The sequence below is a fragment of the Anaerosalibacter massiliensis genome (assembly GCF_024623155.1).
GTDB classification, from domain to species: Bacteria; Bacillota; Clostridia; order Tissierellales; family Sporanaerobacteraceae; genus Anaerosalibacter; species Anaerosalibacter massiliensis.
In genome coordinates this window covers 43,345-60,660 of record NZ_JANJZL010000007.1, presented here as the reverse complement: position 1 = coordinate 60,660, position 17,316 = coordinate 43,345, and the positions used below count along the sequence as shown (strand labels likewise).

At 28.6% G+C, this 17,316-nt stretch carries 18 protein-coding genes; 3 read left to right on the top strand and 15 right to left on the bottom strand.

The features are described 5' to 3' along the window. Positions 1-13 precede the first annotated feature (13 nt). From NSA23_RS10765 to NSA23_RS10745, 5 genes are all read right to left on the bottom strand, one after another. The gene (locus NSA23_RS10765) at positions 14-1,390 is read right to left on the bottom strand and encodes a B12-binding domain-containing radical SAM protein (protein WP_147524960.1); all 1,377 of its coding nucleotides are present in this window, start codon (positions 1,388-1,390) and stop codon (positions 14-16) included. Between the two features lie 27 nt (positions 1,391-1,417). Then, positions 1,418-1,705 (bottom strand): hypothetical protein, encoded by a 288-nt coding sequence (locus tag NSA23_RS10760; RefSeq protein ID WP_042678601.1) that lies wholly within the window; start codon positions 1,703-1,705, stop codon positions 1,418-1,420. 155 nt (positions 1,706-1,860) lie between these two features. Continuing rightward, positions 1,861-2,031, bottom strand: a complete 171-nt coding sequence (locus NSA23_RS10755; protein ID WP_187116611.1) for a hypothetical protein — start codon at positions 2,029-2,031, stop codon at positions 1,861-1,863. Positions 2,032-2,059: 28 nt separating this feature from the next. Beyond that, positions 2,060-2,227: a hypothetical protein gene (locus tag NSA23_RS10750; protein ID WP_187116612.1), complete on the bottom strand. Its 168-nt coding sequence runs from the start codon at positions 2,225-2,227 to the stop codon at positions 2,060-2,062. 200 nt (positions 2,228-2,427) lie between these two features. Beyond that, positions 2,428-2,559, bottom strand: a complete 132-nt coding sequence (locus NSA23_RS10745) for a transposase (protein WP_147524961.1) — start codon at positions 2,557-2,559, stop codon at positions 2,428-2,430. Positions 2,560-3,071: 512 nt separating this feature from the next. Here NSA23_RS10745 and NSA23_RS16780 point away from each other — a divergent pair. Further along, positions 3,072-3,662, top strand: a complete 591-nt coding sequence (locus tag NSA23_RS16780; RefSeq protein WP_042678602.1) for an accessory gene regulator ArgB-like protein — start codon at positions 3,072-3,074, stop codon at positions 3,660-3,662. After that, a complete protein-coding gene (locus NSA23_RS10740) occupies positions 3,625-3,783 on the top strand; it encodes an AgrD family cyclic lactone autoinducer peptide (protein ID WP_081915130.1) in 159 nt (52 codons plus the stop codon). Before NSA23_RS16780 ends, NSA23_RS10740 begins: the two co-directional genes overlap by 38 nt. Here NSA23_RS10740 and NSA23_RS10735 read toward each other — a convergent pair. The 3 genes from NSA23_RS10735 to NSA23_RS10725 form a co-directional block, all read right to left on the bottom strand. Further along, a complete protein-coding gene (locus NSA23_RS10735) occupies positions 3,757-5,037 on the bottom strand; it encodes a sensor histidine kinase (RefSeq protein ID WP_042678603.1) in 1,281 nt (426 codons plus the stop codon). The genes NSA23_RS10740 and NSA23_RS10735 overlap by 27 nt on opposite strands. Next, positions 5,024-5,734: a LytR/AlgR family response regulator transcription factor gene (locus tag NSA23_RS10730; protein WP_042678604.1), complete on the bottom strand. Its 711-nt coding sequence runs from the start codon at positions 5,732-5,734 to the stop codon at positions 5,024-5,026. Before NSA23_RS10730 ends, NSA23_RS10735 begins: the two co-directional genes overlap by 14 nt. Positions 5,735-6,704: 970 nt before the next feature. After that, positions 6,705-7,547, bottom strand: a complete 843-nt coding sequence (locus NSA23_RS10725; RefSeq protein WP_042678606.1) for a hypothetical protein — start codon at positions 7,545-7,547, stop codon at positions 6,705-6,707. Positions 7,548-7,949: 402 nt separating this feature from the next. On the opposite strand from NSA23_RS10725, the gene NSA23_RS10720 reads away from it, so the two are divergent. Further along, positions 7,950-9,563, top strand: coding sequence for a sigma-54 interaction domain-containing protein (locus NSA23_RS10720; RefSeq protein WP_042678607.1), 1,614 nt, complete (start codon positions 7,950-7,952; stop codon positions 9,561-9,563). 67 nt (positions 9,564-9,630) lie between these two features. Here the strand turns inward: NSA23_RS10720 and NSA23_RS10715 are convergent, their stop codons facing one another. The 7 genes from NSA23_RS10715 to NSA23_RS10685 all read right to left on the bottom strand — a co-directional run bounded on the left by NSA23_RS10715 (position 9,631) and on the right by NSA23_RS10685 (position 17,316). After that, complete coding sequence (locus tag NSA23_RS10715) at positions 9,631-10,614, bottom strand: MBL fold metallo-hydrolase (RefSeq protein WP_042678608.1); 984 nt, start codon at positions 10,612-10,614, stop codon at positions 9,631-9,633. 134 nt (positions 10,615-10,748) lie between these two features. After that, positions 10,749-11,165 carry a hotdog fold domain-containing protein gene (locus NSA23_RS10710; protein WP_042678609.1) on the bottom strand — a complete coding sequence of 139 codons (417 nt, stop codon included), beginning with the start codon at positions 11,163-11,165 and terminating at the stop codon, positions 10,749-10,751. Between the two features lie 55 nt (positions 11,166-11,220). Beyond that, positions 11,221-12,360: an acyl-CoA dehydrogenase family protein gene (locus tag NSA23_RS10705; protein WP_042678610.1), complete on the bottom strand. Its 1,140-nt coding sequence runs from the start codon at positions 12,358-12,360 to the stop codon at positions 11,221-11,223. A 305-nt stretch (positions 12,361-12,665) separates the two neighbouring features. Then, a complete protein-coding gene (locus NSA23_RS10700; protein WP_042678611.1) occupies positions 12,666-14,012 on the bottom strand; it encodes a branched-chain amino acid transport system II carrier protein in 1,347 nt (448 codons plus the stop codon). 208 nt (positions 14,013-14,220) lie between these two features. Then, positions 14,221-15,402 carry a CaiB/BaiF CoA transferase family protein gene (locus NSA23_RS10695; RefSeq protein WP_042678612.1) on the bottom strand — a complete coding sequence of 394 codons (1,182 nt, stop codon included), beginning with the start codon at positions 15,400-15,402 and terminating at the stop codon, positions 14,221-14,223. A gap of 281 nt (positions 15,403-15,683) precedes the next feature. After that, a complete protein-coding gene (locus NSA23_RS10690) occupies positions 15,684-16,052 on the bottom strand; it encodes a DUF1667 domain-containing protein (RefSeq protein WP_042678613.1) in 369 nt (122 codons plus the stop codon). 1 nt (position 16,053) lies between these two features. Beyond that, complete coding sequence (locus tag NSA23_RS10685; RefSeq protein ID WP_042678614.1) at positions 16,054-17,316, bottom strand: NAD(P)/FAD-dependent oxidoreductase; 1,263 nt, start codon at positions 17,314-17,316, stop codon at positions 16,054-16,056.

Below are 17,316 nucleotides of genomic sequence, written 5' to 3'. Positions count from 1 at the left end.
TCCTTATTAACTATCAATTTCTATTCCAACTCATTACGTCGGTGATAATATTATGATACTTGCGTAACTCATTACGATTAATATTTCGTGTACTAATTATAGGATTACTAAGAATATATTGATTCCAATCATTTTCATATATCTTAATTCCTAGCTCATCTCTCTTTTCATATTGTTCAGTTCCAGGGAAAGGTGTATTAACACTTCCAACTACATGAGCTCCATACTCTCTTTGTATTTTCTTAGCAAAATTGATGGTCTTATTTATCGTTTCGTGAGTGTCGTATGCGTGACCAACAATATAAGACGCAGTAATATGCAAGCCATACTTGTTTGCTAATTGAACGCCATTTTCAATTTGCTCTATTGATACATTCTTTTTAATTTTTCTTAAAATGTCATTATCTGCACTTTCTAACCCTATTTGTAATTTTTTACACCCAGCCTCTGTCATTATTTTCATTAAATTCTCATTCATAACGTCAGCCCTTGACTCACAACCCCATACAAACTTTATTTCCGTTTCCTTAATCATCTCGCAAAATTGGACTGCACGTTTATAGGAAGCAGTAAAAGTATCGTCAGTAATATAAAATATTAATGTATCAAATTTGTTATGCAAGTGCATTACTTCATCAAAAATACTTTTAGCAGATCTCATATAAACTTTCTTTCCCCAAAAAGACTTTGATGAGCAAAATATGCATTCCCCCGGACAACCTCTAGCTGTGCTAATCGTATAAGGCATGATATAGTTAGAAAGATTCACTAGTGTTCTGTCAGGTATAATACCAAGTTCATCTAAATTTTTAATCCTATTTGCAATACCATTATTGATAATTTGACCTTTGGAATCTTTATAACATATGCCTTTTATATACCTAACATCATTATGTGATTTACCAAAAATATAATCACATAATTCTAATGTAATAATCTCACCTTCACCTCTAATAACATAGTCCGTTTCAGATTCACTCAAAACATCTTCATAGCAAAAGGTTGCAAATGCTCCACCTGCAAAAACTATTGATTGTGGTAATATACTTTTTATTATTTTACACATAACTTTTTGAGCATTCCACGTTTCATTGTATGTACTTAATCCAATTATTTTAGGTTTATCTCGTTCTAATAAATTAATAAATTCTTCTTGCGACATGGTTTCTACAGCAAAATCAATAACTTTAACTTTATACCCTTGATTTTGTGCATAAGTTGCAACATATAAGAGACCTAAAGGTGGCATACTATTAGACTTTGCAATTTTATCCTTATACCAATTGTTAGTAGGCAGATTAATAAATAATATATCTATACCACTACTATTATTCATACTCCTATCCCCCCATTTTTTATTTACATAAATTCCATTAAAAGGCCTAAGCAACTATCTAACTTTGCTATTGATTCAGAATTATCCGAAAATAGTACCGAAAATACTATCTTCATCTAATATTGATATTAATTTATTCTTTTCAAATAATTTCAATACTTTTTCCAATTCCTTTTTGTCTATTTTGATTTGTATTGATATAGATTTGAATAAATCTTCAAAGTATGTTTGATAATTTATATTATCCCATATTAAAGATTGCTTTTTATTGAGCAATATTCTATTTCCTGATTGGTTAATAATTTGGACTAATTCTTCCTCAGTCTTGTACCAATTATTACATTCCCATTTTATTCGACTATTCTTCATTTTTTCACCTACCTCTATAACTTTAATTTATGACATAGGAATTGCCAACTAATCTTATTGTCTTACTCTCTCAATGGCCATTAAATAATAAATATAACTTAAAAGACCATTGGACTAAACTCTTGTATACTTTCTATTGTTACTTAGTAATCCAATTATCCTGGGATAACTGGACCTGGAATCATATCTACAACAATGGCGCCGGCGATAGATCCCGCTATACTACCTGCTACTCCACCAACAACTGCTTCAGCTATGGAAGAAGTTGTATAGATTTCATCATTTAAATAATTACTGATTAGCATTGGTGTGGTGTAAATTTTCATATCACTACCTCCTTTACTATATTCACTTCTATCCTGGTATGACAGGGCCTGGAATCATGTCAACAACTATTGCACCAACTACTCCACCAACTACTCCACTAGCTACCCCCTCTACAACTGCTGATCCCATGGAAGAAGTTGAATATAAATCATCATCAGTAACTGTCGTAACCGTAGGAACGGTATAAACTTTCATATATTCACCTCATTCTATTGGCAATTCCACGTCATATATAAAACATATTTCCAACAAAGTTGGATAATATGTTCTCTATCTTTTAAAATCAAATAAAAGTTTTCTAATTATTTATTTATAAGTGTCAAATCTAATCCTCATTACCGCTGAATAACTTTGGACTTATGTAAATAAAGTAGGCACATTTTTTCAAGCAAATTTTAAGATATCCTCCTAGCATTATCTTGCCATTGATGAAGAGTAATATATTCTAGAGAGCTATGTATTCTTTCTTTGTTGTAATATTCAAATCCTGCTAATCTAGCAGCAGCAAGGTCAAAATATTTAACCAATTAACTTCTTCTTTCTTTAATACTGAATAGAAGGATTCTGTAGAAGCATTACACCTAAAGGTAGGTTTCGCACTCATAAGGGTTAACCTTATCACTAAAAGAATAAGATATCTTAAGATATTTAATATATTCTTCAAATTAAAAGCTTGTATACTAACTTCCTAAATCAATTGGAAAATCGTGTCTACAAATTATATTAACATCACTTAATATTCTTTATATTAAATAATTTCTACACTAGTTCTAAATCAAAAATTATAAATATTTTTAATCATAAGTTTAAAATGTAACTATTCCTTTAAATACTTTAAATAATTTCAATCCTGTTTATTAAAAATATTATCACCATATATTTACCATTTCAATAAATTTGGACAAACAGCACTTTAATCGGTATAAATAACTGTTTATGTTATTTATACCGATTAAAGTGTCGTTCATCCATTTGGTATTTATTAATTCATAATTTATGATAAAATTATGTCAATATAGATTATTTTTAGGTGATTAAAATGTTCTTAATTGATAAATTACATAGGTATTTTGAAAAGGAATTTAATTTATCTGAGCTTGATAGTATTAAATTGAAGTATTCCTTAGAAATTATTTTCAGTGAACTTTCAAAACTTTTTATTTTATTTGCTTTGTTTTCAATATTAAGGAAGAGGACTGATTTTATTTATTCATTTTTGGCTTTGTTCTTGATTAGAACATTTACAGGAGGTTTACACTTTAAAACATATGGCAAATGTCTAATATTTAGTGGATTATTTTTCTATATATCTATATTTTTAAAAGATTTCATTTCACTTAATTTTACAATTATATCAATTCTATTTATATTCTCTCTATTTACAATTATTATATTTGATCCTATTACTCATGAATCTAGACCTAGCTATTCTTATAAAAAGAAAAAACAATTTAAAATTATTAGTATAATATTATTATCTTCTCATTTTTTAATTTGTTTTTTTGCAGATAAAAGCCCATACTTTATTAACTCTATATGGGTCATAACATTGCAATCTATTCAATTACTAATAGCGAAGGAGGTTAATATTTATGAAAAAAAGAAAATCCATTTTCAGAAAACCATTTAACATCTTGTGTAACTTACTAATTTTATTAGCACCTTTAGCGATTTCCAATACTGCTTCTATTTTATTTTGGGGTGAACCAGAATGTCCTAATTCTTTAAAAGAGTCCATTTCTAACAAATAGCACTCTAAATACTATATAATTTTCTTCATTCATCTTATCATTAAAAATTTCTATTTTACCATTATATTTTTTAACAAGATCTTTAATATTATAGAGTCCATAACCTCTTCCACTATTTGACTTAGTAGAACTTCCTAATTTGAACATTTTATTTATACTTTTAATGTCTAAATATGGATGTTTATTTTTTAATTCCATAACATCCATATTTTTCTCTTTTTTAAGTTTAAGTATAATGATATTATCTGCCACTTTTGTTTCAAATCCATTGTTTATTAGATTTCCTACAATCTCTATTAATTCATAATCTTTCAATTTTGTTTTAAATCCATAATCTTCTATTATTATATTAAAATTTATGCCCAACTTCTCTGCACTTTTTATTTTGCTATATAAAAAACCAGCCAACACTTTATTATCAAGCTTAATTAAATCTATTAAATTATTATCCATTTTCAGATCATCCATATAATTATTCATGGAATTAACAATACTTTCATAATCCGTACTTGTAATTGTAAGCATCCTTAAAGCTTGAACATGGTTATCAAATTCATGTTGTCTTCTCCTTATTTCATCTATTAATTCATCAATAATAGGAAGATAATCCTCATATTTTCTTAATTGCTTTTCATCCTGCTCATTTTTTAGTCCTTCTTTTATAAAAACTAAATTAACATATATAATCCCTGCAGAAAAAACTGCCATAATAATTATATTTTTTAAAAATCCACTAATATCCATATGCCAATATAACAATATAGCTACTAACAATACTAATATATTTAATATTATTGTCTTAAATACCTTATTATTTTCCATAACAAATTTAAACATTAAATTTATTGGAATATGGTTAACTATAAAAATAACCATAATTAATGATATAATCTCTGAAATCATCGCATAAACAAATTCATAATTTATATTTCCTAGGAAAACTTTTAACAAAACTATACTAAAAAGCTGTATAGATATGATTATAATTGTACTTAGTACATATACATATATAGTTTCTATAATCTTTATATCATATAGTAGACAAATTATACAACAAATTAAAAATCCTCCAATTAAAAAATTACAACGCATTGATATATATCTTCCACTTATTCCTGTAATTATTGATGCTCCTAAAATATAGATTGTAGCTAAAAACTTATCTATTTTATTATAATTTATTAATTTATTTGATATAATAACATACTCTACTATATCAAACACAGATATTATAATTAGTTCAACTAAATTCATAAATTCTGCTCCCTATATAATTCCTATATTTTCTTCCAATTGGAATAGGTAATTCAATACCACAAAGATAAATATCATCATTAGTCCTATCAATTTTTTCAATATAGTTAAGATTAATTATATATCCTCTATGGCACTGTACGAAATTAGTAGTTAACTCGTCCAATAGTTGCTTTAAAGTATAAGTAGATAAATCTATAGTTTCATTTATTGTTATAATAAATATCTTTTTATTTCTAGCCTCAATATAAATTATTTCATCTTGCTCTATGATATAGAAATAGTCTTTCTGCTTTAATTTAAGATATATATTCTCTTTAGTCATTATTCCATGATTGATTATAGTTTTTAAAGTATCTCTTACTTCTTCCTCTTGAAAAGGTTTTACTATATAATCATAACAATGTATTTCTTTAAACGCCATTAACTCTCTTGTAGGTATTGCAGTGATAAATACAATAGGGGTTAATTTATAATGATCTATACCCCTTATTTCTTTAGCTAGTTCAAATCCTGAGTAATCTTTAAGTTGAATATCCAATAAAAACATGTCATAATTAGCATTTTTTATATAATTCAAGGCTTTTTTTGCATAACCAGTTATATTTATTTCTATCTTATTATTTATAGAGTTTATTATGGCTTTCAATCCCTTTCCAATTAATAAATCATCTTCAACTATCAATATTCTAGCCATATAATCACTCCTATACCAATAATAACTGTCCATGTTATCTAATATTCTATATATAACTTTGTTTTCCTTCTTTTTTACTTCATCATTAAATATATTTTATATTCTTCTAGAAAAAAATAATATTAAAGAAAATATGCAAAGTTTGAAAAATATTAGTATATTAACTAAGTAAAAGACAAATTATTTCAATGGTACAAAAGAGAATCCTCATATTAATAAAAGAAAACTGGCAAATATTTAAAAAAGAAATATAAATATTTGCCAGTAACAAAAATTAAAACTTCATCTTTATTTTCAACTTTTAATTTCGGAAATTTCTCTAAAAACTCGAGATAGTATTATAGGTGAATTATAGCATAATTTAGTATTATTATCTATTTTAGGTTATCATAATCTCTCAAAATGGAAATAACTAAAAATATATTAATTATTAAAATAGTAAAGTAGATTGAAATCTGTTTATGTTATAATGAAAAAATTATAATAAATATAATTGATGCTATTAATATATTTTTAAACTTTCATATTTGGGACGATACAGCTATATATTTCTTTTCCAGAAAATAAAGAAATATATTTTAATAATAGAAACATCTGTTATTTCGACTAAATATGAATACATAATTATAGAAAATAAAATTAATTCCACTATGTTTTTAATTAAATAATGTTTTTCTTTAATTTTAAATTCATAGATATCAATCCGTATATATATGAGATTAGTAGCCTAATATTTTTATAATTTATACCTAATATTTATTTCTATTATAATATCCTATAATTTTTTTGCATATAAATGCCAAAATAATAGATTCTAGTGCCATAAGTAAGAAAATAGGAATATAACCTAGTATATTTACATAGTGATTAAAAAAAGGACTTAAAGCAATAAAGTTTAAAATCATTATAATAGTAAAAATAAAATTCTCAGTTGATTCTTTTATATGAATCATCTCCTTTAGTCAAAATCTTAATATGGTCTAGAATACCAGAAATACCAAGTATAACTTTTCCCATAAAACCTATGCCCTTGTATACTTGCAAATGGTAATCTTCTCTCACGAGCAGCTGGTTTAGTTGAATGCATAGATTGATATTTTTTATAATATTGATTACCATGAATAGTTTCTGTTATCGATGCTATTAAACCAGCTGATACCGCTGATTTTAATGTACTTCTAACAAATTGTTCAGTTATTTTTACATTTCCCTTAAATGCAAAAGCAGCAATTATTGTCAAAGCTGCAGCTGTTAAGCCGTATAAAACCCCTGATTTTTTATACTCTCCAACATATCTTTCCTTTAAATATCCTGTTTTAGGAGGAATACTTGATGTGGATATATTATCCGTTTTTGACAATAAAATATTTTCGCCCATATCTACTGTATCTACTGTTTTATAATTAGATAATATATCAATTATATTTGTTGTTGATGCAACTACTGTAGCCACTTTCCCAGCTTTTACTTCATTACTAATAGTTAAAGCTTGTTCTTCTGCAGCTGATTGAAAACTTTGTAAAGTATATGTTTTATCATTTACTGTTACTTTTTTATTTACCAAATCATATAAGAGAGTATATTCAATACCATTTTCTTCAACTAAATATTTAGCCATAAAGTCATTAGTAAATTCTGTTATAACTTTAGCGTTATAATTCTCTTCACAGATATTCACAACATTACTGTTTTCCTTAGGTAAAATATGCTTATATTCATCATTTGCTCTAACCATACCTGGATGCAATACACAAATAGATAAACATAACAAACAGGCAATACCTTTAATAAACCAACTTCTTCTCATTTGCATTATATACCTCCTTATATTAGATTTATTTAAATCTAGAAATTAGGGTATAACTCCTTATTAAGAATCCTAAACTTAAATTAAACCCTATTTACTCAAAAAATATCATCATACATTTATCATTTCAATAGATTTGGACAAACGACACTCTAATCGGGATGAACGACATATTTTAATATAACTTCTGTATTTCTCTATACGACAACTTTCCTGGTACATAAAACCCCTTAGCATTAATATTTTATAATTTATTAATAAAACAAGTTTCTATTTAATAGAATAAAATAATTAACTTTATTATGAAAGGGTGATTGCTCTTAAAATTCATAATAATTCAACATTAGATTATGCTGAAAATTACAAGGATAAGATTTATATCTTATCTAAAAAAAGGGGTAGATAAAAATGGCTAGTATCTATTCTTCAGGGATTATTATTACAGACAATGATGGAAATATTATCGACTATAATTCAGTTATGAAAAGTATTTTAAGTGAAAAGGAAATACTAAATACTAATATTTCTTCTCATCTTAAAGAATTAAAAAATTATCAAGTTTTTATCTCAAAATGTGAAAAATATAACATTATTATTATTAGAATAGAAAAAGAAATGAATGCTTTTTTAGAATATGTATTAGATAATTCTTATGATGAGATTTTTGTAACTGATGGCAAAGGAATTGTCTTATATTGTAATCAAGCCTTTGAAAAACATTATGGATTAAGTAAACAAGAGGTTTTAGGAAAGGATGTCCAGTTTTTAGAAGAACAAGGAATTGTTGACCGTATATTGGTCCATCGTGTCATTGAATCAAAGCAAACTATTACATTTGAACAACATACTGCAACTGGTAAAACTATTATGAATACAATAAAACCTATTTTAGATGATAAAGATGAAGTTATATATGTGGTGGAAAATTGCCGAGATATTAGTAAACAGACTCAGTTAAAAAGAGCATTAGAACAAAAAAATCAAGAAATTAAAGATTATGAAACAAAATTAAAATATTTTAACACTTTAGATGACAAGGATTTTATAGAATTTCAAAGTAAATCTATGAAAAAATTAAATGCTACAATCAGAAAATTATCCTTTCGAGATGTAAATTTACTTTTATTAGGTGAATCAGGAACAGGAAAAACCTATTTAGCTAATAAAATACATGATTTAAGTTTAAGAGCTAATAAACCTTTTGTTACTATTAATTGTACAACCATTCCAGAAAAATTGATTGAATCTGAATTGTTTGGATATGAAAAAGGAAGCTTTACAGGTGCTTCTACAAGAGGGAAAGAAGGCCTTGTACAACAAGCTCACACTGGAACACTATTCTTAGATGAAATTGGAGAACTACCTATTACAACCCAATCTAAACTATTACAATTGGTACAGGAAAAAACTTACATACCTATTGGAAGTGTTTATCCAAAAACTATTGATGTTCGTATTATTGCAGCAACAAACAAAAATTTGAAGAAATTAATTAAAGAAGGAAAATTTAGAGAAGATCTCTATTATCGATTAGCACTTGGTGTTATTTATATTCCCTCTTTAAGGGAAAGACCAGAAGACATTATCCAACTAATAGATTATTATTTGGAATTATTCAACAAAAAATATGATATGGAAGTTCAACTATCTAAAGAAGTCTTAGATATATTTAAAAAACATTCCTGGCCTGGAAATATTCGAGAACTAGAACATTTGTTAGAGTTTTTAGTGGTAGATGCTTCATCACCAAATGAAATCATTCACAAACATTCACTTCCCAACAATATTATTAAGGAAACGAAGAAAATAGTTAATCAAAATAATTATATTTTTTACGAAAGTATACCAGAATATAATGAGGCAACAAGTCTAAATGAAAAGATAAATTCCTTTGAAGGTAAAATTATTAGATATGCATATGATAAGCTACAAAGCTCATATAAAGTAGCAGACTATCTACAAATTTCACAAAGCACAGCACATAGATTAATTAACAAGCATTGTAAAAAAGAAAGAGCCTAAATTAATGGAAAAAATCAGATATGAAAAATTTTCAAAATAAGGGAAACTAGTTAATTTCCCTTATTTTTTATTCTTTTATCGAATAGTAAAGAACACCATCTTCCTCTTCCATAGTTACTTCTCCTAAAGCTCTAAGATGTTCTAAATGAGCATGGGCCTCTCCCGCTGCAAACCATTTCTGTGCTTTTGGAAACTCATCCCAGTTTTTACTTTTAATATCCCACTGTAATTGCTTTGTTACTGTTCTCACAGTAGATCTTCCAGATTTTCTTAAAGCTTTTCTTGCTTCGTCTAATCTTTTATCATGGTGATCATAAAGCTCTTCAATTCTTTCACGATGATCGTCTACTAAAAAACGATGGGAAGAAAACAAATAATCAATATCCATATTATAAACATGATCTAAACTTTCTAAATAAGTTCCTAATATATCACCATATTGGAAACCCCAAAATGTAATATTTGGAGTTATTTTTCCTAGTATATGGTCTCCACAAAATAGTATCTTGTGTTCTTTTTCATAAAGACCTACTATTCCTGGTGTATGACCTTTTAAATCTATAATTTCAAAATTATATTCTCCAATTTGAATATATTCACCTGGAATTGCAGGAATAAAATTTATATGAGCTGTCGGACGAAATTTAAATCCTGGATGATCTTCAATATCCAATTGATCTTCCTCTAATCCTTGCCAAACTCCCTGTTGAATTGTATCTTGCCACATTGAATCTAATTTTTCTACACTATTATTTAATAAATCACCATCTATCTTACTTGCATATATAGTTAAACCCATTTCTTCTAAATAAGTAGCTAACCCTGTATGATCTGAATGTAAGTGGGTTAGAAAAAGAATAGTGTTTTCTGGTTTCAAATTTAATTCTTTAAAAATTTTCATTATATCTTCTTTTGTATCTTCACGGTTAAAGCCCGTATCAATAATCATAGACTTTCCTTGATCTTTAATAATATAAAAATTTAGGTATTTTAAAGGATTATTTGGCAATGGAAGTTCTGCCAAATAAATATTTTTGTATACTTCTCTCATAGACTACTCCTCTCAAAGTTTTATTCTTTGCATTATGATAGCATGTTATTTATATAAAATCAAGGATTTCGCCCTTGCTATATCTTATTTATAGTAAGGGCGAGCCCCTTTACATTTTCAATAAATTTAAATACTTATTTGAAAGCCTCGTCTTGAGCTCCTCTTTGAAGAGGTTTTCTAACAACTAATGTTCCTGTTGCTCTTCCACAGAGAACTGGCTCTTCTAATACATTTGCTGCAGATAATGCAAGATTATCATCTTTAGCTAATTCAATAACTTTATAAGCTTCAAATTTACAAACTCTAGAAGAACCACCACGTTCCTCAATCCATCCATGATATTCCATAAAGTCTCCAGAATAAACTGGGGCCAAGAACTCTACATCTTTATAGCTAATAAATAAACTCTCATCTCCATCATTACGAATCATTAATTCAGTTCCTACATCACCCCAAAAGTCTAAAATACGAGACCCATTTACTAATTCTCCAGCATAATGTGCATCCCTAGCTGACATCCTCACTCTTAAAACAACTTTTTTACCAATCATTTTTCTTCCCCCTTTAATTTTTTTATTTAAGTACTCCTATGAAGAACAATCTTTATTATCTAAATAAAGAACCTCCAACAATCATCTTTTGAATTTCGTTGGTTCCTTCATAGATTTGAGTAATTTTAGCATCTCTCATCATTCTTTCTACATGATATTCTTTCATATATCCATTTCCGCCCAACATTTGAACTGCTTCTGTAGTAACTTCCATTGCTATATTTGTACATGCATATTTTGCCATAGCCGCTGGAATACCAAAAGGCCTACCTTTATCTTTTTCAATTGCTGCTTTATACAATAATAATCTTGCCTGTTCAATCTTTATTTTTAGTTCTGCCATTTTAAATGATAAGTATTGATTTTTATAAATTGGTTTTCCAAATTGTTCTCTTTCCATCATATATTTTCTTGCAATTTCAAAAGCTCCCTCTGCAATTCCTAGACCTTGAGCTGCTACTCCAATTCTCCCTCCATCAAGAGTACTCATAGCAATCTTAAATCCTTCACCTTCTTTTCCTAATAGATTTTCTGCTGGAACTTTTACATTTTCAAAAAATACTTCAGATACTTGTGCAGATTTAATCCCCATTTTATTTTCTATTTTCCCAACAGTAATTCCTGGTGTATTCATGTCTACTACAAAAGCAGAAAGTCCTCTTGTCTTTGCCTCTGGATTAGTACTTGCTACAACAAAATAGTACCCAGCTAAAGGTCCATTTGTAGTAAAACATTTTGATCCATTTAAAATATAGTAATTGCCTTTTTTCTTAGCGGTTGTAACTACCCCTGCAGCATCAGAGCCTGCATTTGGTTCCGTTAATCCAAAAGCTCCTAATGTCTTACCAGATAAGACAGGCGGTAGAAATCTTTTCTTCTGCTCTTCTGTTCCAAAATTATTAAGTGGCCCACCATAAAGGGATGTTGTAACGGAATAAGAGATTCCCATACTTGCATCTACTTTAGAAATTTCTTCTACTGCTAAAACATATTCCATGTATCCTGCATCAGAGCCACCGTATTCAGAAGAATAAGGAATACCAATTAGCCCTAGCTCACCCATTTTGGTATAAGCATCCATTGGATACTCACTTTTTTCGTCTCTTTCAATTACACCTGGTAATAAATATTCTTCTGCGAACATTCTTACCGTCTTAACTAACTGCTGTTGTTCTTCACTTAAATCAAAATTCATTTTTTATCCCCCTTATTTAAACTATTTTTCTTTTCTTTTTTACGAAAAGAATCATTCTTTTTATAAACATTCCTACAACAATTTTAAGATACGGTTTTTCCTTAATATAATCTCAAATAATTGCCCCTTAGATTTATAGGTCATATTAATTTTTTTCATATTATATAACTTGCAATATCAATGCCAATTATTCTTAAAATAATTAAATGGCTATTTATTAATATCTATACTGTTTTATTGTTTTAGATGGTTTAAATACCTCTGTTCTTTAACCCTTTTTTGAATTGTATTTTATAATAAATAATTCAATTAGTACTTGCCTCTTCTTTATTTCGATATAATAACATAGTAATAACTGCTGATATAATAACTATAGTAAGCCAACTTAGATTTAAACTTGCCCCTGGTACCTTTTCTATAAACTTTTCTAACCAATCTACTTTGAAATTAAAAATATGTCCGTATGTAACAATTCCTTCAACTATTCCCCATGTCAATGCAATAAATGTAGCTACTCGATAACTTGATAAAATCCTTGGTTTATTATCTAAATTTGGCACTAAGGCATAATATAGCACCATTACAATTGCTGCTGGATAAACAATATCTAACAATGGCCCTATTATTTCTACAATTGTAGTCAAACCTGTGGTAGATATTATGGCACTTACAATTAAAATAAAGATTGCAGATTTCTTATATGGAACCTTATTTTTTGAAATCTCACTGAGCAATTCTGCTGATCCAGCAGACATTCCTACAGCTGTTGTTAATGCGGCAAATACTAATGCAATATTAAAAATGATTCCACCTACTTGACCCCAAAGTTTTAAAACTACTTCAGTATAGAGAGCAGAATATTTTAAATCTCCTAAACTATCTGCAAAAGAACCTAATAACATATGTCCAAAATGTGTAAAAGTTAATAATGCAATTCCTATTACACAGACAATTTTAAGATTTTTATTTAAATACTCTTTTCCAATGCCTTTGGATTTTAAACCATTTATAATAATATCTCCAAATATTAAGGCACATAAAATTTCTGCCGTTGCATATCCACTTTTGAAACCATAGGCAAAAGGATTTATATCATATTCAGGAGCCATCTGTGGTCCAATGGGATTAACAATGCCTTTAATAATAATGACTGTAACAGATACTATTAATACAGGTAATAAAATCTTACCTAATTTATCTACAATTCCAGTTTTCTCTGAAATAAACCAATAAGTAATAAGATAATAGACAGCTGAAAAAATTAAAGCAGGCCATATATTTGCTGGTTTAAATTTAGAAACTTGCAATATTGCATCCCATGCTGCTGCACTCATCCTTGGTACGCCAAATAATGGTCCTAGTACTAACATAACCATCATACCTAAGATAATTGCAAATTTATTTGAAACCTGCCTTGCCATAGAAAGCATTGAACGATTTGATTTTACTAAAGACAAATAGCCCATGAATACTAAAAATAATGATGTAATAAAAATACCAAGAAAAGCAAGAAACATTTGATTTCCACTTTCTTTCCCCCAGGTCATTGGCCACACCATACTAGATCCTCCAAAATGCATTGCAAATACTGAACCCCCAACTAAAAAATACTGTAGCCACGAAGACAATTCTTTCTTATCATTGTCATCCATAAGATTCTCCCCTTTTCATATCTCCATTTAATATGTAACCAACTCTGAGATCTTATAAGTCCAAAGTTGGTTACATATATTTTTTTAAAATGCTTTTCTACCCCAACTTTCACCTACTATAGGCTCCTGATTAAACTTTTTAAAACAGAGAATAACTATTTTCATTTTAATTATCTCTATAATTAATTTGTTCCTTATTCTAAATTTCCTAGAAAAAACCTTTCTCACTAAGCTCTTTAAATTCTTCATCACTTAAATTAAATATTTCTTGGGTATGCTGCCCTAAAAGTGGAGATGGAGATTCTACTGCTCCTGGTGTTTCTGACAACTTAACAGTTACACCTTGGAAACTTGTTTTGCCCATAGTTGGATGATCCACTTCTACCATCATATCCCTTGCTTTAATTTGAGGATGCTCTATAGCTTCTTTCATATTTAATACTACACCACATGGAATTCCTACCTTACCAAATAAATCATCTATATCTTGTTTATTTCTTTTACCTACCCAATCTCGGATTGTATCTTGCAAATCTCCTATATAGTTTTGACATCGAAGGTCATTAGTTTTGAACTTTGGATTTTCAAGAAGCTCCTCATGTCCAATTGTCTTACAGAAGATTTCAAATAAATTATCATTTCCTACTCCTATGGCAACATACCCATCTTTTGCTTTAAAAATATCAAACGGAGCAATGGATGGATCAATATTTCCCTGCCTATCTGGTATATATCCGCCTACAGTATATTTTACAATGGAGTTTTCTAGTAAGCTAAATATTGTATCTAGCATAGCAACATCAACATGTTGACCTTTACCTGTTTTTTCTCTAGAATAAAGAGCTAAAAGTATGCCTACACAAAGAAATGTACCTGTAACATTGTCTGCAATAGATGCTCCTACTTTAGTAGGTATTCCTTCTGGAAAACCTGTTATATTTACAAGTCCACCCATAGATTGAGCAACAATATCATAACAAGGCCTATTTGACCATGGTCCTGTTTGACCAAATCCAGAGCTAGAACCATATATTAACCTAGGATTTATCTTGCTAAGAGTTTCATAATCAACTTTTAATCTTTTTGCTACTCCTGCCCTATAGTTTTCAATAACCACATCTGCCTCTTTTACTAGTTCATAGAACATTTCTCTTGCTTGTTCGTTTTTTAAATTTAAAGTAATACCTTTTTTATTCCTATTTAAAAATGCAAAAAAGCCACTTTCCCCACTTTTTTTATCAAAAGGTCCCCATGTTCTCAATTGATCCCCATTTGGTGGTTCAATCTTCAATACTTCTGCACCATGATCTGCTAACAACATTCCACAAAATGGACCATTGTAAGCATGGCATAGTTCTATAACCTTCACCCCATCTAATGCTTTTGCCATTTCTTTTCTTTCCCCCTTTTTAATAAAAATGAAATTTTCCTTAATGTTTTATCTCTACCTATATAACTTGCAATATCAATGCCAATTGTTTTAGATTTGTCAAATGGCTATTTATTAATATCTGTACTGTTTTATTTTTTAGGGAAAAGAATGTTTCTATATTTTTTTAACTCTTTTTTGAATTATATTTTATATATAAGTCATTTTTGCGTCATTTTTATTATCTTCTTAAAAAAATAAAAGCTATGTGCAAATTTAATTTGCACATAGCTTTTATTTTTTTATTGCTCTACAGTTCTAGAGGATACTAAATCTATTCCTGTATCTAGTATATTTTCGATTATTATTTCTCCTTCTTTTACTGGTGCCTTCACTTCTATGTTATTTATAACCTTCATTGATTCCATCATTTTGCCTTTAGGTATTCCACCTTTAGTTACTACTGGAAGTCTATTTAAATGGTCACTTTTTAATTTGACAGTACTTGTTATAACTCTTGTTGGATTGGTTACTTCTTTTATTCCATATTCTGCTCCTCTTTTACAAGTATTGCCTTCTACACTGTAACCTTTTAAGCTGGTTTCATCTTTTCTTATAGTCAATCTACATCCTCTAGGGCAAACTATACAAACCTTTTCATATACATCCATTTTATTTACCTCCCTTTTGGACAGATACTCTTAAACTTTCTATGTCTTCTTTCAAGTCAGATGCATTTATTTTTATTTCTTCCATTTCTCCTGGAGTAAATTGTATCTTTTTTATTTCCTTTATAGATTTATCTCCATTTTCAAGTACTAGTTTGGCATCTTTAAATATATCTGTAACTCTCATAAATAAAGTTATATCATCTTCTACATTTTCCACTCTTATTTGCTGTGGTACTATATATCTAACACCTTCTCCTGCTATAGTTTCTACAATATGAGAATCTTCTTTTAGTTCATCTTTAACAAATTTTGCTGCATATTTACCAGCTTTTCTACTTTCTCTAGTTACATTGTCAACTAAATCATGGACATGTACTACATTCCCACAGGCAAATATACCTTTTACACTAGTTTCCATAGATTCATTAACTATTGGTCCATTAGTAATAGGATCTATTTCTATATTAGCTTGATTAGATAATTCATTTTCTGGAATAAGACCTACTGAAAGAAGTAATGTATCACATTCATATTCTACTTCACTTCCTGGTATAGGTTTTCTATTTTCATCTACTTTTGCTACTACTACTCCTTCCAATCTATCTTTCCCTTTTATATCCACTATTGTATGGCTTAAAAGTAATGGTATATTAAAGTCATCTAAACATTGAACTATGTTCCTTGTAAGTCCACCTGAATAAGGCATCAATTCAACTACTGCTTCTACTTTTGCTCCTTCTAAAGTCATTCTTCTAGCCATTATAAGGCCAATATCACCTGAACCTAATATAACTACTTTTTTACCAACTTGATAACCTTCCATATTTACAAATCTTTGAGCTGTACCTGCTGTAAATATTCCTGATGGCCTTGTTCCTGGAATAGTTATGGCTCCCCTAGGTCTTTCTCTACAGCCCATAGCTAATACAATAGCTTCAGCTTTTATTTCTATAAATCCATCCTCTTTATTAATTGCTTCTATATTTTTATTTTCGTCTATATGAAGTACCATAGTATCTAATTTATATTCGATTCCCATTCCCTTAAGTTCACGGATAAATCTTTCTGAATACTGTGGACCTGTCAATTCTTCTTTAAATACATGAAGTCCAAATCCATTATGAATACATTGTTGGAGTATTCCACCAAGCTCTTTATCTCTTTCTATAACTAATATATTTTCCACACCATTTTTTCTAGCTTCAATTGCTGCTGCTAAACCAGCTGGGCCTCCACCAATGACTACAATTTCATAGCTCTTCAT